The sequence below is a fragment of the Erythrobacter sp. SN6-5 genome (genome assembly GCF_057364945.1).
Map to the genome: position 1 here is coordinate 2,801,173 of NZ_CP200282.1, position 25,097 is coordinate 2,826,269.

General features: G+C 59.7%; 20 protein-coding genes, 1 tRNA gene and 1 pseudogene. 5 read left to right on the forward strand and 17 right to left on the reverse strand.

Going from position 1 to position 25,097, the window contains the following annotated elements; all coding sequences use genetic code 11:
• Positions 1-194: 194 nt before the first annotated feature.
• Positions 195-947, reverse strand: coding sequence for an energy transducer TonB (locus AC0V6Z_RS14035; protein WP_472639046.1), 753 nt, complete (start codon positions 945-947; stop codon positions 195-197).
• Between the two features lie 115 nt (positions 948-1,062).
• On the opposite strand from AC0V6Z_RS14035, the gene argJ reads away from it, so the two are divergent.
• The gene (argJ, locus tag AC0V6Z_RS14040; protein WP_472639047.1) at positions 1,063-2,289 is read left to right on the forward strand and encodes a bifunctional glutamate N-acetyltransferase/amino-acid acetyltransferase ArgJ; all 1,227 of its coding nucleotides are present in this window, start codon (positions 1,063-1,065) and stop codon (positions 2,287-2,289) included.
• Between the two features lie 44 nt (positions 2,290-2,333).
• Positions 2,334-3,104, forward strand: a complete 771-nt coding sequence (locus AC0V6Z_RS14045) for an inositol monophosphatase family protein (RefSeq protein WP_472640925.1) — start codon at positions 2,334-2,336, stop codon at positions 3,102-3,104.
• A gap of 41 nt (positions 3,105-3,145) precedes the next feature.
• Here AC0V6Z_RS14045 and trxA read toward each other — a convergent pair whose 3' ends face one another.
• From trxA to ahcY, 10 genes are all read right to left on the reverse strand, one after another.
• A complete protein-coding gene (gene trxA / locus AC0V6Z_RS14050; protein ID WP_472639048.1) occupies positions 3,146-3,466 on the reverse strand; it encodes a thioredoxin in 321 nt (106 codons plus the stop codon).
• Between the two features lie 76 nt (positions 3,467-3,542).
• Positions 3,543-7,031 (reverse strand): double-strand break repair helicase AddA, encoded by a 3,489-nt coding sequence (addA, locus tag AC0V6Z_RS14055; protein ID WP_472639049.1) that lies wholly within the window; start codon positions 7,029-7,031, stop codon positions 3,543-3,545.
• On the reverse strand, positions 7,028-8,827 hold the full coding sequence (locus AC0V6Z_RS14060) for a PD-(D/E)XK nuclease family protein (protein WP_472639050.1): 1,800 nt from the start codon (positions 8,825-8,827) through the stop codon (positions 7,028-7,030). The genes addA and AC0V6Z_RS14060 overlap by 4 nt, the downstream gene beginning before the upstream one ends.
• Positions 8,811-10,046: a hypothetical protein gene (locus AC0V6Z_RS14065; RefSeq protein ID WP_472639051.1), complete on the reverse strand. Its 1,236-nt coding sequence runs from the start codon at positions 10,044-10,046 to the stop codon at positions 8,811-8,813. Before AC0V6Z_RS14065 ends, AC0V6Z_RS14060 begins: the two co-directional genes overlap by 17 nt.
• Positions 10,039-10,761, reverse strand: coding sequence for a nucleotidyltransferase family protein (locus tag AC0V6Z_RS14070; protein ID WP_472639052.1), 723 nt, complete (start codon positions 10,759-10,761; stop codon positions 10,039-10,041). Before AC0V6Z_RS14070 ends, AC0V6Z_RS14065 begins: the two co-directional genes overlap by 8 nt.
• Positions 10,758-11,753 (reverse strand): aminoglycoside phosphotransferase family protein, encoded by a 996-nt coding sequence (locus tag AC0V6Z_RS14075; RefSeq protein WP_472639053.1) that lies wholly within the window; start codon positions 11,751-11,753, stop codon positions 10,758-10,760. Before AC0V6Z_RS14075 ends, AC0V6Z_RS14070 begins: the two co-directional genes overlap by 4 nt.
• Entirely contained in the window at positions 11,750-12,205 is a 456-nt protein-coding gene (gene tsaE / locus AC0V6Z_RS14080) for a tRNA (adenosine(37)-N6)-threonylcarbamoyltransferase complex ATPase subunit type 1 TsaE (protein WP_472640926.1), read from the reverse strand. The genes AC0V6Z_RS14075 and tsaE overlap by 4 nt, the downstream gene beginning before the upstream one ends.
• 13 nt (positions 12,206-12,218) lie before the next feature.
• Positions 12,219-14,402, reverse strand: coding sequence for a sensor histidine kinase (locus AC0V6Z_RS14085; RefSeq protein WP_472639054.1), 2,184 nt, complete (start codon positions 14,400-14,402; stop codon positions 12,219-12,221).
• On the reverse strand, positions 14,347-14,547 hold the full coding sequence (locus AC0V6Z_RS14090; RefSeq protein WP_472639055.1) for a hypothetical protein: 201 nt from the start codon (positions 14,545-14,547) through the stop codon (positions 14,347-14,349). The genes AC0V6Z_RS14085 and AC0V6Z_RS14090 overlap by 56 nt, the downstream gene beginning before the upstream one ends.
• Positions 14,548-14,692: 145 nt before the next feature.
• Complete coding sequence (ahcY, locus tag AC0V6Z_RS14095; RefSeq protein ID WP_472639056.1) at positions 14,693-16,111, reverse strand: adenosylhomocysteinase; 1,419 nt, start codon at positions 16,109-16,111, stop codon at positions 14,693-14,695.
• A gap of 406 nt (positions 16,112-16,517) precedes the next feature.
• Between ahcY and AC0V6Z_RS14100 the strand changes: the two genes are divergently transcribed.
• Positions 16,518-16,997: a peroxiredoxin gene (locus tag AC0V6Z_RS14100; RefSeq protein ID WP_472639057.1), complete on the forward strand. Its 480-nt coding sequence runs from the start codon at positions 16,518-16,520 to the stop codon at positions 16,995-16,997.
• Positions 16,998-17,071: 74 nt separating this feature from the next.
• On the opposite strand, the gene AC0V6Z_RS14105 is transcribed toward AC0V6Z_RS14100, so the two are convergent.
• From AC0V6Z_RS14105 to AC0V6Z_RS14120, 4 genes are all read right to left on the reverse strand, one after another.
• On the reverse strand, positions 17,072-19,849 hold the full coding sequence (locus AC0V6Z_RS14105) for a hypothetical protein (protein ID WP_472639058.1): 2,778 nt from the start codon (positions 19,847-19,849) through the stop codon (positions 17,072-17,074).
• Between the two features lie 510 nt (positions 19,850-20,359).
• The gene (folE, locus tag AC0V6Z_RS14110) at positions 20,360-20,977 is read right to left on the reverse strand and encodes a GTP cyclohydrolase I FolE (protein WP_472639059.1); all 618 of its coding nucleotides are present in this window, start codon (positions 20,975-20,977) and stop codon (positions 20,360-20,362) included.
• A gap of 204 nt (positions 20,978-21,181) precedes the next feature.
• Positions 21,182-21,258 (reverse strand) — tRNA-Arg (locus AC0V6Z_RS14115).
• 61 nt (positions 21,259-21,319) lie between these two features.
• Positions 21,320-21,730 (reverse strand): NUDIX domain-containing protein, encoded by a 411-nt coding sequence (locus AC0V6Z_RS14120; RefSeq protein WP_472639060.1) that lies wholly within the window; start codon positions 21,728-21,730, stop codon positions 21,320-21,322.
• Between the two features lie 99 nt (positions 21,731-21,829).
• Between AC0V6Z_RS14120 and AC0V6Z_RS14125 the strand changes: the two genes are divergently transcribed.
• Positions 21,830-22,015, forward strand: coding sequence for a Flp family type IVb pilin (locus AC0V6Z_RS14125; RefSeq protein ID WP_472639061.1), 186 nt, complete (start codon positions 21,830-21,832; stop codon positions 22,013-22,015).
• 115 nt (positions 22,016-22,130) lie between these two features.
• Entirely contained in the window at positions 22,131-22,301 is a 171-nt protein-coding gene (locus AC0V6Z_RS14130; protein WP_472639062.1) for a Flp family type IVb pilin, read from the forward strand.
• A 143-nt stretch (positions 22,302-22,444) separates the two neighbouring features.
• Here the strand turns inward: AC0V6Z_RS14130 and AC0V6Z_RS14135 are convergent.
• Positions 22,445-23,892, reverse strand: a pseudogene (locus AC0V6Z_RS14135) (M48 family metalloprotease).
• Positions 23,893-24,144: 252 nt separating this feature from the next.
• Positions 24,145-25,089 (reverse strand): acetyl-CoA carboxylase carboxyltransferase subunit alpha, encoded by a 945-nt coding sequence (locus AC0V6Z_RS14140; protein WP_472639063.1) that lies wholly within the window; start codon positions 25,087-25,089, stop codon positions 24,145-24,147.
• Between the last annotated feature and the right edge of the window lie 8 nt (positions 25,090-25,097).

The window sequence follows — 25,097 nt, forward strand, 5'->3', positions numbered from 1 at the left end:
CGGGTCGGGTCGAGGATTATTCTGGGCGGAGGTATAGGCTGAAGCTCGCGTTTGCCTTCAGCTGCCGCCTCGGCGGCTTCCGAAGCGATTAAACCGCTTCAGCTACTTGGGTCATCCTGCGCCGCTAACGAAGTTGCTGAAAGCGCCCCAATAAAGGCTAGGCACCAACAGATATGTGCGGTTTGACCTGCCTATTATTCAAGGTCCTCCAAAACTACATTGATCGTCGCGGTCACCCGCTTCGCAACGGGCACTCCGTTCTCATCACGGTAAGGCGCGCCCGGCCGCGCTTTTGGCCCAGGGCAGAGCCTGCCGCGCTCCCGATCGCGTTCGATCTGCGCCTGCATTCGCTCTGAAATATCGCCTTCAACACTCAGGATATCGCAATCGGTTGTCACGCCTTTCGCGCTGTGAAAATATTGAAACACAACACGCATTTGCGGCATGTCGGGCTCTTTCTTGCGCCAACTATGCCGTCCCTCGAAAACGCCAGCGACGTCTTCGCCGTCTTCATTGCTTGCAGGAAAAAATTCGGCGCGTTCAAACACTAATGGGCAAATTGCTTCGTCTAGAGCAGCAAAACCAGAGCTCTCGGCAACCTCACAGCCAGTGGCGTTTCCAATTGCATCTACCGAAACGTTGTAACGAACAGTTCCTTCCTCATCAGCATTCCATGAACTGATCGGATAATCCGCTTGGACAATCCATCCGCGCGACCCGGTCTTTAGCCTTGGCCGAATAGATTTGTCGCCTGTATGATTGGTCGACGGCACTGGTTGAGCTACCGGAGGGGGCAATCGTTCGGACATTGCATCGGCCGCAGCTTCCACAGCCACATCTTCGACCGCATCAGCAGCGTTTTGCACTGCCCCATCAGTTGATTGCGCAAATGCCGGTCCGCCTATCAGGAGCGCCCCAGCGCTCCCTATCAAGAGTTTGAAATTCATCACGATTCCCCGTCTGGTAATTCAACGCAGCGCCGCACCTAGTAAAGCCATGCTGAACAACAAACAACACATCCCACAATTGCGATGGCCGAGTTTGCGCATTACGGCAGCGGCCATGGAACTTCAGACTTCGCCCTTAGCCCTGCCCTTTCCTGACATGCCGCCGATCGCTGGCGTCACCGTGCGCACGGCCCGCGCACGGTACAAAGATTGGGACCGGGCTGACCTGACCTATGTCGAGCTGGCCGAGGGTACGAGCGTCGCTGGCGTGTTCACGCAAAGCGCCTGCGCCTCATCCGAGGTTGAACTGGGACGCGAAAACCTCGCCAATGGCTGTGCCCGAGCCCTGATCGTCAATGCGGGCAATGCCAATGCCTTCACCGGCTATCGCGGGCGTGAAGCCGTCGAGGCGATCATGGCGCAAACCGCAGAGCATTTGGGATGCTTACCCGGCGATGTGTTTGTCTCCTCCACCGGGGTGATTGGCGTTCCTCTACCGAAGGACAAAGCGCGCGAAGGCCTGGCCGCGGCCTTCACCGCCAATGAAGCGGGGTGGGAAGACGCCGCCAATGCAATTGGCACGACCGACACCTTTGCCAAGGGCGCGCGCACTTCCGCGATCATTGGCGACACCCGCGTGGAGCTGGTTGGGATCATCAAAGGTTCCGGCATGATCGCACCCGATATGGCGACCATGCTCGGCTACATCTTCACCGATGCGGACATCGCCCCTGCATTCTTGCAAGAGCTTCTGAGCGCAGCGAACACGCAAACCTATTCCTGCATCACCGTGGATGGCGATACGTCGACCAGTGACACGGTGCTGGCTTTTGCGACCGGCAAAGCGGGCAATGCCCGGATCGAGAGCTTTGACAGCCCTGGCGCAGAAGCCCTTGCCGCCGCCCTCACCGATCTGTGCCGTCAGCTCGCGCAATTGGTGGTGCGCGACGGCGAAGGGGCGAGCAAATTCATTACTGTGCGCGTGAGTGGCGCCGCTGATAACGCCAGCGCGCGCCGCGTTGGTCTGGCCATTGCAAACTCACCGCTGGTCAAAACCGCCATCGCCGGGGAAGACTCCAATTGGGGCCGCGTCGTGATGGCCGTCGGCAAGGCAGGCGAACCGGCAAACCGTGACACGCTCTCCATCGCATTCGGCGGCGTGTGGGCAGCGAAGAATGGCCTGCCAGTCGAGGATTACGATGAGACGCCCGTCACCGAGCACCTCAAGGGCGATGCCGTGGATCTCGCGGTCGATCTGGGCATTGGCGATGGCCGCGCGAGTGTGTGGACCTGCGATCTCACCCACGGATACATCTCGATCAATGCGGATTACCGTTCGTGAGCGAAGATGGTCTCAGCGCGCTTGATGGCGAAATTCGCGATCTGATGCGCTTTGCCACGCGTGGATCCATGCTGCCCCGCTTCCAGAACCTTGCCGAGGGCGAGATTGAGATGAAGGGCGAGGATGATCCCGTCACTGTGGTCGACCGCGAAGTGGAAAGCTTCCTCACCGAGGCCCTCACCAAGCTAGCGCCCGGCGTACCGGTGGTGGGCGAAGAGGCGGCGCACGCCGATGAGAGCGTGCTCGATCACCTCTCGCAGCAATGCTGGATCATCGACCCGCTCGATGGGACCGCCAATTTCGCCGAGGGCAAAGAACCGTTTGGCATTATCATCGCTCTGGCGGATGCCGGACACGCGGCGGCAGGGTGGCTGTATGACCCCATTCGTGACCGGCTGTGCCACACGCGTGCTGGCGAAGGCGCTTTCGTGAACGGTATCAAGGTCACCGCGAAAACGACTGGGCAAGAGCCCCCCGTAGCGGCGATTTCAAAGCTGTTTTTGAACGAGGATCAGATCGCTGAGGTCGATGCAAAAATCGCCCCGCATTACACATTGACAGACATTCCGCGCTGCGCGGCGGAGCAATATCCGCGCCTCGCATTAGGCGAGAATGACATCTCCAGTTTTGAGCGCACGCTCGCCTGGGATCATGCCGCTGGCGCGTTATGGCTCAATGAAGCGGGCGGCAAAGCAGCGCGGCTGGATGGCAGCGCGTACCGCGTCGATCAGCATGGAATGCCTGGATTGCTTGGCGCATCCAGCCCAGCCATTTGGGACGCATACGTCCAAAGAGTAATGGCGCAGCCGAACTAACAACCACGCCATCTACCCTGCATTCTAACTGCTCGCTGGGCTTACAAAGAACCTTCGATCAGCGCCTTAAGCTGGCTCTTGGGACCAGCGCCCTTCTGCTCAGCGACGAGCTTTCCGCCCTTGTACATCGCCAGATACGGAATGCCTTGCACGCCGAGTTCAGCCGCAACGTCGGTGTTGTCGACGATATCAACCTTGGCGATTTTGACCTGACCAGCGAACTCTTCGCTCAGCTCTTCCAGAGCAGGCGCGATCATCTTACATGGTCCGCACCAATCCGCCCAGAAATCCACCAGAACGGGGGTTTCGCTGTCGAGCACGTCGGCTTTAAAACTGTCGTCGGTCACATTGATGGTGGCCATGGAAATTCTCCTGCTATCATTGTTAAGCCCTACTTAGGCGCAGGCCCGCGCACTCTCAAGCGCTGGGCGAATAGCTTTACTGCGCCGTCCCCAATGCATTTTTGTGTGACTCTATTTGCTCCGTGGATAGCTCCAGGATTTGCGGGGTTTGGGTGTAGAGCACGGCCGCCCTCACCTCGCGCCCGGGATAGATCGCCTCCAGCGCGGCGGCATAGGCGGCCATCTGCTTGATCGTCGCGTTTGGCACATCCTGCGCGCTGCGCGGCGGGCGGCGCGTGGTTTTGTAATCCACCACGGTGATCGCCTCGTCGCTCACCAGCAAGCGGTCCGCCGTGCCCGCCACCACGATCCCGCCGACGGTTGCGGCCAAGGGCACCTCTGCCAGCGCATCGGGCGCGAAGATATGGGCAAACGCCGGATCCTCCAACACGCTCAGTGCCGCCGCCGCCATTTCGGCGCGCGCTTCCTCGGGCAAATCGCTCGCTTGCCGGTCAAGCCAGGCCTCGGCGGCGAATTGGCGCTCGTCCGGTTCCACGTCTGGCAGGCGCTCCAGCAGGCTGTGGATCAAGACCCCGCGGCGCGCAGCGGTCTTCGCGAGATCGGGCGGCAATGGCGGATCGGCGGCCTGATCTTCCCCAGCGGAACTCGGCGCAAGCGGACGCGGAGGGCGCGGCTCTGGCCCGACGGGCGTGCGCGCCCAGCTCGGTAATTCAGTGAGAGCCTGCGTGTCATCACCGGCGCGCGCCTCTGGGAAATGCAGCGCGCGATAGCCCCATTCTCGCCGCGCGCCCCAGATCGGATCGGCCAGCTCCTCGCCGCTTTCCTCACCGCCAAATATCGGCGCAAGACGAGCGTACCAGCTGTCCTCATGCGGGCCCTTTTTTTGCCGCGGCCCAAGCGAGCCGGTGATAAACAGCCCCTCTTCCGCGCGGGTCATGGCGACATACATCAAACGCCAGTGCTCCTGCATTTCGGCAATTTTAGAGGCCTCTTCTGCCTCGCTGACGCGGCCAGCCTTTTCCTCTTTGGATAGGGAGGGCAACGGAACCACGCGGCGGTCAGCCTCCGGTGTTGCCTCGCCCAGCGGCGCTTCATCCAATGCCAGTGATCCGCCCTGCCCCGGATTGCCTGTCGCATCGGCCAGAATCACAATCGGCGCTTGCAAGCCTTTGGAACCGTGCACGGTCATCACCCGCACTTGCTCACCCGCTTCGCCCGGATCGCGTTTCAGCTCCCCCTCTCCAGCGTCAAACCATTGCAGAAACCCGGTCAGGCTGGGCGCAAACGCCGCCTCATAGGCAAAGGCGGAATTGACCAGCTCATCGATCGGATCATTGGCCTCACGCCCCAGCCGCGCGACCAGCTTTGCCCGCGCCTGCCACGGTCCAATCAGTAGCCATGCGAGCAAGGCCTGCGGTGTTTCGTAATCCGCCAGCCTCAGCAGATCGCGCAATCTCTCCGCCGTCTCCGCCACAAACGGATCTTCGTGGCGGCGCAGATGATCCCACAGTGGCACGCCCTTTGCGCGCGGCACAAAGCTGAGTAGATCGTCCTGGCTCCACCCGATCAGCGGGCTCGCCAGCAGGTTTGCCAGCATCAAATCGTCGAGCGGTTGGGCGGCAAAGCGCAGGGCTGCGAGCAAATCCTTCACCGCCAGCGGCGCGCCCAAACGCAGGCGGTCGACCCCCGCCACCGGCACGCCTTTGGCATGCAAGCGCGCAACAATCAGCGCGGCGAGATCCTTGCGCTTGCGCACCAGCACCATAACATCGCCCGCACCCGCCGCACGCGGATTGCCGCCCTTCATCAGAATAAACGGCTCTTCGCGCGTATGCCATTTGCGCACTTGATCGGCGATCTTATCGGCCAGCCTGCGGTCATGCTGAGCCAGCCAATCCTGCTGCTCGCCATCGCCGCGCTCGCTGTCGTCCTCTCCGCCTGTGACCGGGTTCCACAGCGTCACCAATCCGGCCCGCTCTTCGCCAATATGCGGCTTTGGCTCGTCCTTCAGGCCGAATGCGCCCGCCCCCACTGCACCTATCGCGCGGTTCACAAATTCGAGCACGGCGTTGGAGGTGCGGAAACTCTGGCCCAGATCGAGGTCCTGCCAATTGGGCACATGCCGGGCATCGCGCATCTCGGCGGCGTTTTCGCGCGCGGCCTCAATCGCGGCGCGCACTTTGTCCTTGGCCAGCGCGAAATTCTCTGGACTGGTGCCTTGGAAACCAAAGATCGCCTGTTTGTAATCGCCGACGGTAAAGACCGTGCGCAGCTTCTCGCCCGCTGCCCCTTCGCCGGAGAAAAAGTCATCGATCAGCGCGAAGACGATGCTCCATTGCGCAGCATTGGTATCCTGCGCCTCGTCGATCAGGATATGATCAAACCGGCGGTCAAGCTTGTAGCGGATCCAGTCGGAGGCTTCCTTTCGGCTTAGCAGGCTCGCGGCAAGCTGAATCAGGTCATCAAAATCGAGCAGCGCCTCGCGCTCTTTCGCCTCTTCCCAGCGCAGCGCGAATGTGCGCCCCAACTCCAGTGATGGGGTGAGCAGATCAGCAAGATTGAGCAGCGCGCGGCGTTCCGCGACTAGGGCCAGAGCCTCTGCGATCTCTTCTTGGCGGGCCGGGAAATGAGGGTCCTCATCGCTCGGCTTTTTCATGATCCGTGGGGAGCCATCCGCCTTCAACAAAGTCTTGCGGAAACCATCGACCTCAAGCGCCCGCTTAGGCGCATCCAAAGTCAACCAGCGCTCGATAAACGCGCTGCTTTCGCGCCCGCCCTTCGCATTCCAACCTTGCAGAATGGGCAGCATCGCGCGCAATTGATGGTCGGGGAAGACATCGGGCGAAAGGCCCTGCACCGCCCAATCCTCATCCGCGTCCGCAGGCATGCCAAGCAGGCTTTTGACCCGCGGCATCATCGGCGGCTGCCAAGCGCCCGCGCCGTGCCACATCTCGCGTGCGCTGGCGCAGCGCATCAACCACCCGCGCAGGGCATCGGGATCCTTGCGAGTGGCAAACAGACTGACCGCGTCCAGCACGCCCGTGTCCCGCGTCCGCTCAGCTTCGCTGAGCATGTCGGACAGCACTTCACGTGCGAGCAGATCACGCTCGCGGTCTTCCATTGGCCGCGCACCGGGCAGCAATTCTGCTTCACCCGGAAAATTCGCGAGTAGCCACTGGGCAAAGGCGTGGATCGTATCGATCCGCAATCCGCCGCCGGGACAATCGAGCACGCTGGCAAACAATGTGCGCGCGCGCTCCTGCGTCTTTGGGCCAATGTCTGCGCCCAGATGACCCAGCTCGGTCGCTAGCGCCGCAGGCTCCAGCCGCACCCAGCGCGCCAGCACCGCATTGATGCGGTTCGCCATTTCCGCCGCGCCGGCCTTGGTAAAGGTAAGGCACAGGATCTGGCCCGGATCGACATCGGGCCGCAACAGAAGCCGCAGCACCCGCGCAGAGAGCACCTGCGTCTTGCCGGTGCCCGCCGAGGCCGACAGCCAAACATTATCGCGCGGATTGACCGCGTCACGCTGATTGCCTGCCAATGGGAAGACCGCGCCGCTCATTGCGCATCCTCGCTATCTGCCAGCGCGATAATCCACTCATCCAGCCGCATCAGCTGATCATAATCGGTGTAGCCGGGGTAATCCGGGTTTTCCTTGGCCACGAATGGCGCGTTGCCTTTGATAAAGCGGCGAATGGCCTCAGCCAGCTTATCCTCATGTGTGGGCAGAAACTCCTCCGGCGGCAAGCCAGAACGCTTGCCCGGCAGCTTTATCGGCGCCTCTTTATAGCCAAACTGCTTGTCCGCTTTGCTGCGCCCCATCGACCAATATTCAAAGGTTGCCGCATCGCCGCTCAGCCCTTCGAAATCGCCATCGCGTGCGATCAGACCAAGCAATCCAAGCTGCAAGGCGTAACCCGCTTCGACCTGCGCAGCGCTGGGCGGAGCGCCCGTTTTATAGTCCACAATCGCAAGACTGCCGTCTGGCATCCGGTCGATCCGGTCGGCCCGGCCATAGACGCGTACGCCATCGACCAGCATTGAGCCCTTGCGCTCCCACGCGATGACTGGGCGTTTCTCGTCCGCCGCTTCGTCCGCATCGATCCATTCTGCAAACCGCGTGAGCGCCGCGAGCAGTCGCGGCCGCCATAAACCCATGAACAGCGGGTGGCATTGCTCAGCGCGGAAATGCGCATCTGCAATTTCGGTGATATCGGCCGAGGGATCGTGGCTGCGCGCCTCGTGCCACAATTCCAGGATCTTATGTGTCAAAGTACCGCGCAGCGCCGGATCGCTGAACGGGTCCGCCTCCAGCACATCGAGCGCTTTCAGACCCAAAATTTGCTGCGCATAAAACTGGTATGGATCGCCCAACAATCGGTCGAGCGCGGTCACCGCAATATTGACCGCGCGCTGCTCGCTGGAGGGCATAGGCGCAGGCCGCGCATAGGGCTTTGCGCGCGGCGCCATCCGATCCAGCGCGGGCAACATGGCGGGGATGGCATTCTCGCGGTGACTGCCCGCAAGCTCTCCCAGCAAGGCCTCAACCCGCAGCAAAAACCGTGAAGGGATTGTCGGCCCTTCTTTGTCGCGTTCTGCCCGGCTGAGCACCACTTCGGGTGCGCCCATTGCGCCGGCAAGATCATGCGCGGAGAGGCCAATGCGAAACTCAGACGCGGGCACGCCGAGCGCGCGCAACACGCCGGGCGCAAGCAATGGATCGGGACTCGGGCTTTGCGGCCAACTGCCTTCATTCAACCCTGCACAAATCACCAGATCAGCGCGGGCCATGCGCGATTCCAGCAGACCGTAAATCGCCACGCGTGGGTGCCCGCCATAGGGTGGTCGCACGGCAATCTCGTCCATCGCCTCGCGCAGGGCGCTGGCCAAATCTTTTGCCGCGATTTGCGTATCGGTGGCGCGGGCATGCAGGCGCATATCCTCTACCATGGCGGACAATGCGCGGCCGTCCTCGCGCGCCCATACGTCCTCACCTGCCAGCGCCTCGGCCAGCACGGTGAGCGTATCGAGCGCGTCAGCGAACGGCAGCTCCGCCGCTTCACCCGGCAACTGCGCCAGCAATGCCTCAACCTCGGCCCACCATTCGGCGACCTCTGCCTCGCCTGCGATGGCGCGCAACGGCTCAAATCCCGGCGCTGGCGCAGGACCGCGCAGCGCGCGCTCAAACTTACGCAAATTGCTAAGCCAGGCGCCGCGATCATCCCCGCCGCGCACCAATGGATGCCCAAGTGCGCTGACCAATGCGGTTGGCGTGATTGCTCCGCTGGCAAGCTCGCTCAGCAGGCCAAGCAAACGCCCCGCCGGGGTCAGTGACAAGGGCTTAGCCAGCGGTGTCATCCGCCGTGATGTTCCAGCGCGACAAATGCTGCACCACGCGGCGCGCGAGACTGCGGTCCGCGCTGATCACCGCAATGCGTTTCTCAGGCTCATCCAACCCCTGCCGCACGAGCATGGCGATGGCCTGCGCCTCCTCCTCAGCGGTGGCGCTGGTCAGCAGGCGGACGCCCGATAGCCGCCGCTTGTCAGCGGGTAAATCAGCCCAGGAAGAGCTTGCCTCTGGCGGCAGGAATAAGGAGCTGATCGCGTGGCTGCGCACCGGGTCTGCCGCCGCAATCCCGCGCCGGTGCCATGGGCGGACCTCTGCGCGGGCAATGCCCATCCGGCTCAGGAGTAGTTTGAGATGATATTGCGGATGGGTCAGCGCATCGCCGCGCGCAAACACTTCGCCATCCGGCTCATCGCTTTGTCCGACACGGCCCAATTCATCCCATGCTTCCTTAGGCATTTGCAGATCGAGATCAGGCAGGATAACCGCCCCGCTTTCTAGGTCTGCAATGCTGCGCAGCATACGTGTCAGAGCGGGTGCGGCGCTGGTGACACCGGCGGCAACAATGGGCGATTCCGGCGGGTTTGCGCGCCATTCCTGCGCCGCTCGATCGAACAAGAGATTGCGCCGGGTTGCCGCGTCAACCTCTCCGCGTTCATCCAAGGCAAAGCGCCAGCGCGCCTGCACGTTCGCAAACAAGCGGATCGAATCCTGCCAATGCTCCGCCAGACTTGGCTCAAGATTGAGGATCGTCTCATCCAGCAGATCCTCTGGCCGTTTTTCCTCAACCAGCAGCCGATCCATCGTGCGCGCCAGATCGCGCGCCATCCGCAATATCGCCGCGCCCGGCGGCATGCGCTTGCCACTCGCCTCCAGCTCCGCACGTAGCAGATGCGCCAGTTCAAACCAGCGGCGTGTCGGCTCTACGGCTGGCGGAATCTCACTCGCGCCCAGCGGATCGAGCAAACTGCCAAGCTTCTCATCCAAGTCGAGATCGCCCACCGCGACCATACGCGGCATCAACAATCCGGCAGCGTCAGTCTCGCCAGCGTGGCGAATAAACGCCTCGCTAATTGTGCGCGCGGCACGGGTACTGGGCACCAATAAAGTGAGCCGCGCTAGCCCAAGCGCTCCGTCCGAGTAACGCGGGACAAGGCCCGCCACCAGCGCATCAGCAAAGCCGCGGTGCGCAGCGATGGAGAAAATATTGAGTTCGCGGCGCTCAGCCACGCTTTAGCGCGTCTTCGGTCGGCGCGATCGCTTGCGGCGTTCCCACTTCGAACCATTGGCCAGTAAACGCCGCACCGAACAGGCGGCCTTCCTCAATCGCGCGGGTCCATAGGATATTGGTGGAAAACTTACCCTCTGGGGCATCGCGCAGCAGGCGATGCGAAATTAGCTGGATACCGGTGTAGATGAAGGGCGCGATGCGGCCCGGCGCACGCCGTTTCAACCGCCCGATCTGGTTCATGTGAAAATCACCCGGCCCGGTAAAATTCTTCGCATTGGCATGCGGCACCAGAAGCAGCAGCGCATCCATCACATCGGGGTCCCAGCGCTGCGATAGATCATGGAAAGCATCGCGCGGCCCATCGAGCCAAATATTGTCGGCGTTGAGGCAAAAAAACGGATTGGGCAGATGCGGCTGCGCCCTAATCAGGCCCCCACCCGTCTCCAGCAACTCGCTGCGCTCGTCCGAAATCACCACCTGCGGCACATTGCGCTCGGCAACATGTGCCTCCAGCGCGTCAGCCAGGTAATGCACATTGACAATAGCGCGCGCGATCCCAGCATCAGCCAGCCGATCAAGCGCATGATCGATAAGAGCCTTGCCCGCGACCCTCACCAAAGGCTTGGGCTGGCTGGCGGTCAGCGGGCGCATCCGCTTGCCCATGCCAGCGGCCATCACCATCGCGGTGTCACTGGCAAGCGGTTTGTCGCTCATGCGATCTCTCCGCCCATCGCATCACGCAAATGCTGCGGGATATTGGCGTCAAACCACTTGGCCACAGGCGCCAGCGCCGGATGCGCAAGGTCGCGCTCCATCGCCTCCCACACGCGCGGGATAAGCGTGGGATAGCGCGGCTTTCCATCACGCTTGAACAGTCGGGTGAAGATCCCAACGATCTTGGCATTCCGCTGAGCCCCGAGCCGCGCATAATCAGCGGCAAAGTGCTCGTCCGCCCTGGCGCGTTCCTGATAACGGGTCAGCATCGCTGCCTCCAGCTCCGGCGAAACATCGCGCCTTGCATCTTGCAACAGCGAGACGAGATCATAGGCCGGATGCCCAACCAGCGCGTCCTGAAAGTCAATCAACCCCTGCGGCGCGTTCGGCACTCCGTTCAGCAGCATGATGTTCTCCGCATGATAATCGCGCAGCACAGTGACGCCGGGGGATTGGCGCGAAAGCAAGGGCGCAAGAACATCTTCCCATGCCGCAGCATAGCCCGCCTCATCGACCGATAGGCCCTGCGCCGGGCAATACCATTCGGTCAACAGCGCGGCCTCTCGCTGGTACGTTGCCATATCATAAGGCGCGAACGGGCCGGGCGGGCATTTGTGCAGCTCCACCAAGGCATCGATCGCGCCGACATAGGCCTCACTCTCACTCGCCGGATTGTTATCCAGCCAATCGCGCATCCGATCATCGCCGAAATCTTCCAGCAGAACCCAGCCAGCTGCTGCATCGCTGGCGTAAATCTCTGGCGCACGCATTGCATTCTCGCACAGCCACTGCGCTACATCCAGGAACGGGACGGGATCTTCGTGCGGCGGCGGCGCATGCATCAGCATGCCTTTGTCCGGGCCGTCCCCGCCGCTGCGCCCCAGGCGGAAATACCGGCGAAACGAGGCATCGCCAGGGATCGGATCAATCGCGGCGTCGCCCCACCCAGCTTGGGCGAGGAATGCGTGCAGGCCATCGGGAAGCTCACTCATGGCAGACGCTCTAGCCAATCTGCGCCCGCTTCAATAGCCGCGATGCGCCCCCCATCCGCAGAATTTCCGCTGTTTTCTAAAGTGATCGATAAACACGCCGCCTCATGTCCAAATCCGCCCGCATGATCAGGCCATTCGGCGATCAGAGCTGCGCCTTCACGGTAATCATCAAGGCCAATCTCATGTCGTTCATCGGGATGCTCCAAGCGGTAGAAATCGGCATGCACCACTGGCACACGCAGCGGCGGCGCATCGTATGTCTCGATGATCGTAAAGGTCGGCGATGGCACCTCATGCTCACAGCCAAGTGCGGCAATAATCGCGCGGGCCAGTGTCGTCTTCCCCGCGCCCAATCCACCGGTCAGCGAAACCACATCCCCCGGCAACAGGCGCTTTGCAATGCGCGCACCAAAGGCGTCCATCGCCGCCAAATCGCTCAAGGTCTCGCGCATCATCGCCGCGCCCTCACGGTAAGTGGATGATCGCAGCGGTGCCTGCGCCCTCTTCGCTTTGCAGATCGAAAGTGCCGCCGTGCGCTTCAATCAATTGCCGGGCGAGCGGAATGCCAAGTCCCTGACGTTTTTCATCATCGGCACCCGCTGTGCCCAGCGCGCGGGCCAGCTCTTCTGAGCTCATGCCCCGGCCATTGTCGGAAATCGCAATCTCTGCGCCCTGCCCCTTGGCCGCGATGTTGATCAGGATTTTTCCGTCCTCCGGCGTGCCGGCAATGGCATTATCGAGCAGATTGCCAAGCGCACGTCCCAATTGCCTTGGATCGGCCTGAACCACGCAGCCTTTCTTGCCGCGCAGATCGAGGCCCAGTCCAGCGGCGACGATCGCAGTCTCGCGCTCTCGCACCAGTGCGGTCAAAAACGGCAAGAGATCGACGTCCTCTTTGCTGATCGGCATCAGGCCTGCTTCGCTTTGCGAGAGGTCGAGCACGTTCTCAACCTGATCAGTCAGGCGGCCAACCGAGTCGATAATCGCGTCGACATATTCGCCCATCTGCTCGCTAACTTCGCCCGCTGCGCCGCTCTTGATCAGTTCGGCAAAGCCGCCAATCGAGGTCAGCGGAGTGCGGAATTCGTAGGACATATTGGCGAGGAAACGCGCCTTCACCGTATCGGCCTCTTCCAAGGCAACATTGCGTTCGCGTAGCGCGCGCTCTGCATTTTCTGACGCGGTGATATCCAGCACCGTCAGCAAGCCATTGCCATCAGGCAGCGGCACACCGGCAAATTCCAATGTGCGCCCGTCTTTCAGAGCAATTCGTCCGCCCTTTTCCTGACGATCCAGCGTCGCCGCGCGCACCACCGCGCTGATCGATTGCGCCTGTCCGCGCTTCGCGAGATTCTCTCCGATGGCCTCGATTAGCGCCTCTGCGCTGGGGTGCGTATCCAGAAACTCGCTGGTGAGGCCCCATGTCCCGGCAAAGCTGCGGTTCCACAATTGCAAAGAGCCATCGGGCGCAAAGATTGCCAGCGCTTCAAACAGGCTGTCGAGTGTCGCCGCCCGTGTACGCAGCAGGGTGTCACGCGTCGCCGATAGCGAGAGCTGCTCGGTGCGGTCCTCCGCAATCATCACCAGCCCGCCGTCCGGCATAGGCTGAGCCACGATCCGCAAATGCGTGCCGCCCGGCAGAGGCCAGGCCTCCTCCTGCGTCTCCGCCGCTTCAAACCATGTGGCGTGCTCGCGCCGCCATTCCGGGAAGTCGCGCACCTCCGGGGTCAACTTGCGCTCACGCGCATCGGTCAGGAAACGGTCGAAGGAAATCGAGCCGTCAAGCGAACCTTCAGTGAGTTCAAACAGACGCCGAAGCGGCAGATTGGCAAAGGTTAGGCGCTCGCTCGCATCGAACAGAGCGACCCCGGCGGATAGCTGATCGAGCATGGAGCGCTGAGCATCACGGTAGGCGCTGAACTCGCGCCGCTCCTGCTCCTGCTCTTCAATGTCGATGGCATAGCCTGCAACGCCTTCTGTGCCGAGCGGCAGATCGCTGACCCGCATGGTGCGACGCTGGCCATGAATGGTTGCGGGCACGGTCCGCTCAATCTTGCCCTGCTCGCTCAGCGCTTTGCTCGCGATCTCTGATGGCGCTTCACCATCAACCGGCTCGATCAATTCCAGCTGCTGTTTGACGACATCATTGGCATCACTCGCCGCGACCGCATCAACATAGGCCTGATTCACGAGCTGCAGCTTCATATCATCGCCGCGGAACCACATCGGCATAGGTGCGGCCTCTATCAGGCCGATCAGCGCGGCAAAATCGCTCTCTGCCCGCGCCGCCGCGCCGCGCAGCCGGTGCAATTCCTGCTGGCTTTCGGAAAAGTCGAACACCCAGACCAAGGCCGCGCCGCCTGGTGACACCTGCGGATCGGCCAAGGCCCCTTGCAGCGATAGGCTGCGACCGGAGCCTGGCGGCTTTAGCGTGATGTGAAACGGGGCCGCGCTCTTCTGCGTCCGGCGCACTTTCTCCGACAGGTCAGCCAATTGCTCAGCCGACAGTCCCGCGCCCTCGCCGCCGTCCAGCTCACTAAGGAACTTGGGCATGGTCTCCAGCCCAAACCACCGCGCAAGCCGTTCTGGTGCCTCAATCCGGCCATCGACCCGCACCAGCAAAGGAACCGCCGGAGCAACATCGAGCATGCGCTGCATCCGCCGCAGCGAGGTCTGCAAAGTGCCGGTCCAGCTGGCTCTGGCCAGAGGCGCGCAGCATCAGCACCGCAGCGCCCACCGTCCATGCGGCGAGCACGAGGCCAATCAGAGCCAAAGCGGTGGGAGAAAATTCCATTGCGTCCTAGAGAAACTGCCGATGCAACCCAGCTATGCGGAGGGCCGCAATCTTGCAAGCAGCGGCATGCAAAAAGCCCCCGCAGAATTGCACTTCTGCGAGGGCTTGAACCGCGCTCGGGCTGACCCGAGAGAGTTTGCACGTCTTAGTAGCGGTAGTGATCCGGCTTGAACGGGCCGTCTTTCGGCACGCCGATGTAATCCGCTTGCTTCTGGCTCAGCTGTGAAAGCTGCACGCCAAGCTTTTCAAGATGAAGCGCCGCGACCTTCTCGTCCAAGTGCTTCGGCAGGACATAGACCTCGTTCTTATACTCGTCCGCTTTCGTGTAGAGTTCGATCTGAGCGAGCGTCTGGTTGGTGAAGCTCGCGCTCATCACAAAGCTTGGGTGACCGGTGGCACAGCCGAGATTTACGAGGCGACCCTTGGCCAGGATCAGGAGAGATTTGCCATCCGGCATGGTCACCATATCGGTGCCTTCTTTGATTTCTTTCCAATCGTAATTGTCGAGCGCGGAAATCTGGATCTCGCTGTCGAAGTGGCCGATGTTGCACACGATCGCCATGTTCTTCATCAGCTTCATGTGCTCCCCGGTGATCACGTCTTCATTGCCGGTTGCCGTCACGAAGATATCGGCGCGCTTTGCACCCTCTTCCATGGACACAACTTCGTAGCCGTCCATTGCCGCCTGCAAGGCGCAGATCGGATCGATTTCGGTCACCATCACGCGGGCGCCGCCATCACGCAAAGACGCGGCCGAACCCTTACCAACATCGCCGTAGCCAGCGACGCAGGCAACCTTACCGGCCAGCATTACGTCGGTTGCGCGGCGGATCGCATCGACCAGCGATTCCTTACAACCATAAAGGTTGTCGAACTTCGACTTGGTCACGCTGTCATTCACGTTAATCGCCGGGAATGGCAGCTTGCCCTGCTTACCGATCTGATACAGCCGCATAACGCCAGTCGTGGTCTCTTCAGAAACACCTTTGATGGCTTGCACGCTCTTGGTGAGATAGCCGGGCTTCGCCGCGACGAAAGCTTTCAAAGCGCGTTGGAATTCGATTTCTTCTGCGTTCGCCGGAGCAGGCATTTCCTCGCCCGCTTCAATCCGCGCGCCCCATAGCGCGAACATCGTCGCATCACCGCCATCATCGAGGATGAGGTTGGCGGTCAGGTCTGGATCGGCATCTGTCGACCAATCGAAGATGCGGCCAACATAATCCCAATAATCCGCCAGCGTCTCGCCTTTAATCGCAAACACTGGAATGCCTTGATCAGCAATGGCTGCCGCGGCGTGATCTTGCGTCGAGAAGATGTTGCAGGTCGCCCAGCGCACCTCCGCGCCCAGAGCGATCAATGTCTCAATCAAAACAGCGGTTTGGATCGTCATGTGCAGCGATCCAGTGATCCGCGCACCCTTCAACGGCTGCGCCGCACCATATTCCTCGCGCAGAGCCATCAGGCCCGGCATTTCGGTTTCAGCGATGTGGATCTCGTCGCGGCCAAACTGCGCCAGCGCGATGTCTTTAACGATGTAGTCTTGAGTAGCGGCTGCGGTGGCCATGAGAGACTCCTAGGGGAATGTGAAATTGTTCGGTGCGCCCTAGCGTCCACCCGCTAGACAAGCAAATATAAAGTAATCTTTATATGTGATTTCAGCGAACCCAAGGCTCGGATAAGAGCACACCGCGGTAGGCGGCGGCGACAGCGGAGAGAAGTGAGCGGCTGTGCGGGGGCGTGCACAGCCGCCTCCCTTTGCACCAGATATAAATCCGGCGCGGGGGATGGGATCCATCCTGTTCTCAAATGAGCTGAGTACGACCCCGTTTCAACCTACCATGGTCCATCTGCCTTTGCAGAAGGCTGAACCACAACGGTAAAGCCGTCTTAAGCATCATATTGCGCTTGAAGCTGGCCGCACGGGCATTAAATTACGGGTCACAGTTCACTCTTCAATAAAGGACAGCGCGATGACGATTTCAGTAGGGGACAAGCTCCCAGACGTAGCTTTGGTAAAGGCAACCGCAGAGGGCCCAGAGCAAGTTCAAGCCGCAGACTATTTCGCGGGCAAGAAGGTCGCGCTGTTTTCCGTGCCCGGCGCATTCACGCCAACCTGCTCGGCCAAGCACCTGCCTGGCTTCGTCGACAAAGTGGAAGAGTTAAAAGCCAAAGGCGTCGATGAAATCGTCGGCACAGCGGTCAATGATGCCTTTGTTATGGGCGCGTGGAACGATGCGGCAGGCAGCGGCGACATCACCATGCTGGCCGATGGCAATGCCGATTTTGCCAACGCCGTCGGCCTGACCATGGACGGCAGCGGATTTGGCATGGGTAAGCGCGGACAGCGTTTCTCAATGGTTGTTAATGACGGCGTAGTTGAGCAACTGAACGTTGAAGACGGCGGCGAATTCAAGGTCTCCAGCGCAGAATATATGCTCGGCCAGCTGTAATCAGCTTTCCGATCCAGACGTAGAAAGGGCGCCCCGCGAGAGGCGCCCTTTTTTGTTTTACCTGCCAATTTAACTCAGAACCCAAAGGCCACGCCTGCCTGAGCGACCACGGCACCATCACCCGTGTTACCAGCCACCCCAGCGCCAATAGCAAAGCTGTCATTCACTCGGCCAGTGAAGCTGGCAGCAAAGCCCTGCTGACCACGATAGGTCGCGACATTGCCTGCGATTGTGAAGGCCTTGTCCGGCAAGGCTATGGCACTGCCAAGCGCGGCTGCCGCTGCGATACCGCCGCTGGTGCGTTCATCGAGGTCTTGGAGTTGGAAGCTGAGGTCTTGCACCCGTCCTGACAGTGCATCGAACTGAGCGGTTCCCACTTGTGAAACGGTGTTGAGGGCGCGGCGGACATTGTCGACCGAGGCGGCGGTTGCAACGCTCTGGCGGCCAAGCGTGCCATTCGCGTCGACGGTCACTGCATCCACGGGGCCAACCTGCGCCGCTGTACTCGCATCAATGTCGCCAATCCGCACCGAGGATCCATCTCCGCCCAGCGCAACCTGATTGTTCGCAGTGGACGCTGCCTGAAAGCCAACTGCGGTCGAATTGTTGTGCGTCACGCTCGCCTCGCGGCCAACAGCGGTACCAAATTGCGCGGTCACCTCGCTTGAGCTGCCCACCGCTGTACCCGCGCTGCCGCTGACATTGGCTTGAAAACCAACCGCAGCCGCTGAGTTGGCTGTCGCAGCGATGTTCACACTAGTCCCAATGCCGGTCGAGAAAGCGCCCTCAACGCGGGCTGAGTTGCCGATCGCGGTCGCATTGAGCGATCGCGCCTGAGAACCCGTCCCAAAGGCCGATGTCCCGTTTGAGGTCGCGACAGAACGCGCACCCACAGCCGTTGCCAGAGCGCCATTGGTCCGCGCCCTTGCGCCAAACACAGACGCCTCCTGACCAATCGCAATCGTACCCGACCCCACAGCGGTCGCGCTATCACTTCTCGCCGCAGCATCCGCACCAAGGGCAATCGAGTTCACGCCCATGGCCTGCGCGCCGAAGAGGCCAGCTGTATCATCATCGTCACCGTCACCGCCGATGGCAATAGCGCCTGCGGCAGTCGCTTGGGCCGCTTCACCCAGCGCAGCGGCTCCTTCGCCTGTGGCATTCGATCCTACGCCAACCGCTGTGGCCGCCTCTCCGCTAGCGGCAGAGAAGGACCCAAAGGCTTGCGCGAAATCAGCTGTTGCATCTGCACTGAAGCCAATAGCGGTGCCAAATTGATTGGTCGATGAGCCCTGTGATCCGACCACAATCGAACCTGTTTCGCCAGCAAGCACTGATGCGCCAAGCGCAATTGAAAGTGAACCACCCGCACTAGCACCAACGCCGATCGCCGTGGCGTCCACACCAAAGGCGGTGGCTCCTGTCCCTGTAGAGTTGACTTCCAAAAAATCATTTGCGCTTACATCGGCTATGGCGGAGTTTAACTGCGCCAAATTCACCGCGTCCGTATCTTGCGTACCGGCTGCGACATTGACGATCTGCCGCTGGCCACCAAAATCCGTGCTGCCAACCGAAACGGCGCTGTCTCGGTCTGTGTTCGAGCCAGCGCCCAGTGCGACAGAGCGAGTGCCTGAAACAGCCGCGGACGCACCGAGGGCAACCGAGGATTGACCAGTTACGCTGCTTAGTTCGCCAACTGCTACGCTACTTTGTGTGGACGCGGTTGCATCAAAACCGATCGCGACCGAACTGGAACCGCTTGCTTCGCTTGAAATACCAGAAGCAATCGCACCAAACCCGGTCGCTTCCGCGTTTTCACCGGTCGCGATTGATCCATCAGCCGCATTGGCTGCCTGTCCAATTGCAATCGAACTGACGCCATCCGCAGAAGCAAGTGCACCGATCGCGATACCATTTATATCTCGGGCGACCGATTGTCTGCCAAGCGCGATACCATCCGAGTCCTCGACGAGAGCAGATCGACCAATTGCAATCCCGTCATTCGCGATGACTTGCGTCTGACTACCGATCGCCGTGGCAAATTGGGCACTAGCTGCGGCAGCCGTGCCGATGGCCACTGTACTGGTGTTCGAACTTATAGAAGATGCCCCAAGAGCAATTGCATCAGTTCCTGTCGCGTTTGCAGCGGTGCCTGTGGAGTTTACATCAACAAATTCGCTTCCCGAAGCGCTGGCAATGGCGGCGTTCAGTTGTCCAAAGTTGACCGCATCTGTCGTCGCGGTTCCAGCCGCAACATTTACGATGCGACGCTGAAGAGAAATGCTACCAACTGAAACCGTATTGGCTTCGTTAGCAACAGAGCCATTGCCTAGCGCCACAGCACTATCACCAGTTGCACTCGCACTTGGGCCTACTGCGACGGAAAAGAAGCCGAAACCCTGTGCATTCGAACCAATCGCAACAGCATCAGGAGCTCCACTATTCGCTCTGAAACCAACCGCGACGCCTGATGATTGGCCAACCGATGATTCCTGACCGACTGCCACGGCGCCAGCTGAGGTAATGTCCGCCAGCGCATCTTTGCCGATTGCTACGCCGCCAATTCCTGTGACGCTGGCATTGCTACCGATTGCGGTCCCATTGTTTGCAGTAGCCGACGAGGCTCCGCCCACAGCAGTCGAGGCCGTTCCAGTGGCCGTCGCTCCAACGCCGCAGGCAAGCGCAGCGTCCTGGTCGCCAGAATTTGCCCCGCCATCATTGTCTGTAGCAGCGTCGACGACGCCATCGTTGTCGCGGTCGAGCAAGCAATCATCGGCGCGCGCCGTGTCTGCTGAGCCCATTCCCACGGCGATTGCTCCCAATGCCGCTGCTGCCATCAATGTATAACGCATAATTCTACTCCATCCTCGGCCGATGGAGGCAAATCGCGATTCGCAATCGCAGATGTGATGAAACGGCAAGCGAAACGCCTCGCCGATGCCCCCAGTGTTCAGCCCCCGAATCCAAACTACGATCCACCTCGCAGTCTGCCATTTTGGAGCCGAATTACAAGTAGAGCCTACGGACTAATGCGTATTCATTCCCAGAATGATCCAATAGTCATTCTTGTAGGTCGAAGATTTGGTCGCTTGGGCAATTGGAATTTCCTACTCGCGCCGTTTGCGCTAGTCAGGACGAAGCTCTTTTTCATCGTGAGTGTTAGTCAATATCGGCTGCGTGTTTGCGGCGCGCGGGGCATTATTGCGCGCGTTTAGAACGTGCCAAACGCGCGCAAATCCCAAAAGTCACAACGTCACGTTGCATTTTGCGCGCAAACCGCTGGAAACACGCGCTTTCTTGCAAAAGTCACAGATTTGAAAAACGCAAATGCGTTCCAGCGCGGCTCGCCGTCTTGCTAAAGCCTAGCCATAGCCCATCAGAGCCATCACTTCCTTGCGGCTGCGGTGATCCTCCAGGAAACAGCCCAAGAGCCGCGAGGTGATCATGCCGACACCTGGTGTGCGCACACCGCGCCCGGTCATGCAGCCATGCTGCGCCTCGATCACGACGGCCACGCCCTGCGGCTCTAGATTGTCCCAGATGCAGGCCGCGACCTCTGCCGTCAGCCGCTCCTGAATCTGCAAGCGGCGCGCATAACCGTGCAGCACGCGGGCGAGCTTTGAGATGCCGACGACCTTCTTATTGGGAAGATACGCAATCGCCGCCTTGCCGGTGATCGGCGCCATGTGATGCTCGCAGTGCGATTGAAACGGAATGTCCTTCAGCATGACAATCTCGTCATAGCCGCCGACCTCTTCGAACACTCGGCTCATATGGATCGCGGGGTCTTCCTTATAGCCCTGACAATATTCCAGCCATGCACGCCCCACCCGCTTCGGCGTGTCGATCAGGCCCTCACGCGCGGGATCATCGCCCGACCATTCGATCAGCGTGCGGATCGCATCCTGTACATGATCAGGCACATCAGGCTTCGCCATGGGCATGTCGGGATCCATGTCGTGATCGTGCAAGTCGCTCATTCGTATCGCTTTCTGTTGCTTCGGCTGATCCCGTAGAGACCTTTTGCGCAAAATATGAGGCGTTGCAAATGTGAAGATTGCAAGAGTGCGAGGCATTAGGGCTGGGATTGCAGGATCGCAGAATCAGTGCCGAACCTTTGGCATTCATCGATTTGCGAGAGCGGAAACAAAAAAGGGACCGACCTGATGGTCAGTCCCTTTTCATGGCGCACCCGGAAGGATTCGAACCTCCGGCCCCCTGATTCGTAGTCAGGTACTCTATCCAGCTGAGCTACGGGTGCGCTGGAGGAGCGGCACATACGGGCGGTGGCTGCGCTTGGCAATCCCTTTAGCGTGAGAGTGTCATGCTTTTTTGAAAAGCTGCCTGGCCAGCATCACATCTAGGGGTGGTTTATCAAGCTCAGTGATTTGGTGCGGCGTGAACCAACCGACCTCGCCACCCTCCAATGCAGCGGGAAGACCGTGCCATTTGGCTATAGTGTAAAGAAGAATGACAATCGGGCTTTCGTGCGGCGGTCCATCGTCTTGAGCAAAGCCAGCAGGCGCGCAATCCTCTGGCTCGATCGCAATGCCGAGCTCTTCGTGAAGCTCACGAATCAACGCATCCCTAGGGGTTTCTGCCGATTCGACCTTGCCGCCAGGAAATTCCCACAGGCCTCCATGCGCCTTTTGTAAAGGTCGTCGATGCATCAACCACAGACCATCTGCGCCCCTTAAAGCGCCCGCAGCAACAGGTATCCAATTCATCATCATGTCGGAATTTTTTCCATTTCTGTGGCCGCCATCAACCTTTTCTTAACGCGCTGCGACCATTTGTCTGTTCATCGAGAACGTAATCGACGGATGTGAAACATGCTTTTCTTTAAAACTCTGAGAAAAATTCGGAGCGACGAAAATGGTGCCACAGCCGTTGAATACGGTCTGATCGTCAGTTTGGTTGTGATCGCAATTTTAGGTGCTCTCCGCGGTGTCGCGGATGAAAACACCGGGCTTTGGGGCCGCGTTCAAACTGCCGTTACAGATGTTGTGAGCGGTTAACCTTTTAGAAAGCCTGCGAATTAGGGTTTTTTCAATAGCTAACCACTAGCCATGACATGGTCCACTCCGAATCGGGGTGGACATGGGTATCGAAGACTGAACCAGGAGACTACAAATGAAATTCTTTAACAAACTTTTCGCTGATGAGCAGGGCGCAACCGCAATTGAGTACGGTCTGATCGCAGCTCTTATCGCTGTTGCCGCAATCGGCGCTATGCAAGGCCTCGGCTCTCAGCTGAACACCACGTTCTCTGAAGTGTCTACTTCGATGGCCAACGACGGCTAAGTCGAAAGACTTATCGAAAAAGAAAGCGGCGGGGGTTTCCCCCGCCGCTTTTTTTTGCCCCAAATATGTCTAATTGCGAATAATCTAAGACGAAACATCTGCGAACATCCGCAGCAGGCAATAGATTTTAGCACTCCAACGCCCTAGCGTGCACGAACGACCAGCTTCACTTTCTGTCCTGGCCGCACCCCTTCACCAGAGCCCAATGCGTTAAGCACTCGGAACCTTGCTTCTTGAGCATCAGAGTAAGCCATGCGCTTAGCTCAACGATTGCACCGAATCACCTCGACCAACCGTCACCACATCAATGCGCCGCGGGATCACCGCGCTTGCTTCACTTGAACTGATTCTGCCGCATGGAATTGAACATCGCCGTAAACGCATTGCCCCGCCCGGCAGGCGTTATAGCCGTGAAGTGATAGGCCCGGTCAGTCGCAAACTCATAGGCGAATACAACCACATCAACCTGAGAATTGCCGTTTTTGACCCGCGCCGTCCCATAGGCGGCTCTAATTCCGTTAACGGTGGTGCGCTGGATACTGGAAGGGGAAAGCTGCTGATCCTCACCGCCCAAGGCGGTAAATTGCTGGCGAATGTAGCTACTCAGATCACCGGCATAGGGTGCAAGCGTCAGCTGAGCTTGTCCGCCCTGGCCATTAACACTCACCGCTCGCGAGCCATTGACCATGTAAAATCCCTGAGGCGCAGTGAATGATAGCCGCAATTCCGGATGAATAAACTGGCGTCCTTCGATCACCCCTTGCTCGGGATCATCGCCATAAATCACACCATCAATCCGATTCAAAAAAGTATCGCGATTGGTCGTTCCACCGACGTTCGGACCTGCTTTTGAAAGGGCTGTTTGAACCCGGCTGGCTGGGTCCGGGTGAGTCGAAGCCCAAGCAGGTACCTTCGCATCGCCGCGTCCCTGAAGCCGCGCATCGAGCGAGTTTTGCGCCGCTAGGCTGGCCAAAACCGTGCCCATAGCCCGCGTGTCATAACCCGCTCGGCTAAGATATTCGATGCCCAGCTCATCCGCCTGCAATTCCTGGCTGCGAGAAAAGCTTAAGGTAAGCATTTGCGAACCCTGCAAAAAGCCGCGGCTGACGGTGTTTCCAATCTGGCTATCACCCAGAAGTACGCCGGAGAGTACAGCACCAAGAACACCGCCGATCTGATTGCGCTGAGCGTTTCGCTGGCGTCGTTGGGAATGACGCGCAGCCACATGGCCGACCTCATGACCCAAGACGGCCGCCAATTCAGCCTCATTGTTCATCAGGCTGACCAGCTGACGGGTTGTGTAGATATAGCCACCAGGCACAGCAAAGGCATTGTTTACTGAGCTGTTGAGAGTGCTGACTGTAAAGCTTTCGCGAGCGTTACCGAGGCCCGATTGCACCGCAATATTCTTGCCCACCTGTTCAACATAGGCGGCCTGAGATCCGGTCATCGCCCCACCGAATTCGGCAAGCAATTGCGGATGGAATTCAGCGCCTTGCTGCGCTTCGGTCTGAGTGATTGGAGCTGACGCAGAGGGGATTGGCGCCCCGCCCAGGCATCCTGAAAGTGCCAATGCCAAGGGCGCGGCCATGGTCACAGTCAACGCTCGACTCGAACGTATCCTGCGCAGGTTCGCGCTTCTCATGTTGGATGCAATTGTCTGCGACATAGTGGTTCTCCCGGTCCTCAAAAGCAGCATCCCACCAGAAGCTGCACCCTTTCATCCGCGTTCGCAGACTTGGCACGAGAATATCGGGAAAACGACGCGTTGGGCAAGCCCCATGGCCCCTCCTCATCGCGCGATACGTGCAAAAGGGCGCGCATTATGCCGCCCGAGACGGCGCTAACCACCCATTTGCAGAAAGCGTTCCTCGCGCGTTCGGATCAAAGTTTCACTCGGCAGTTCGACCATAGCATCAAGTTCTTTACTGATCGCCTTGCCAAGGTTTGCCGCCGTGGCTGCAGGATCACGGTGCGCGCCGCCAACCGGCTCCTTTACGATCCGATCGATCACGCCAAGGCGCTTGAGATGCTGCGCCGTCACTTTCATCGCTTGAGCCGCTTCTGGCGCCTTATCCGCCGTTCTCCACAAGATCGAGGCGCACCCTTCCGGCGAGATTACAGAATAGACCGCATGTTCGAGCATCAGGACCCGCTCAGCGCTGGCCAATGCGACTGCGCCGCCGGAACCGCCCTCACCTACGATCACAGCAACCATCGGGACGAGCAACGCCAAACACGCTTCTGTCGAGCGCGCTATGGCTTCTGCTTGGCCGCGTTCTTCCGCCTCAACGCCGGGAAACGCACCCGATGTATCGACCAGAGTCACCACAGGTAGACCAAATCGTCCCGCCATCTCCATCAGACGGATCGCCTTGCGATATCCTTCTGGCTTACCCATGCCGAAATTGTGCTTGATCCGGGTTTCGGTGTTGTGTCCCTTTTCATGCCCGATCAGCATGACCCGGCGGCCGTTAAGCCGAGCAAAACCGCCGATTATCGCATCATCATCGCCGTAATAGCGATCTCCACCCAGCGGCACGAAATCATCAAAAACATGTTCGATATAGTCGCGCAAATGCGGGCGATTGGGGTGCCGTGCAACCTGTGTCTTTTGCCAAGGTGTCAGCGATGCATAAGTCGTTGCAAGCAGGTCCGCGCTCTTGGCTTCAAGGCGCGTAATCTCGCTCGCGATATCGACTTCATCGCCTTCTGACGCGCTGCGCAATTCGGCAATGCGTTCGTCAAGCTTGGCAACGGGTTTCTCAAATTCGAGGTAAGCAGTCATAAAATTGC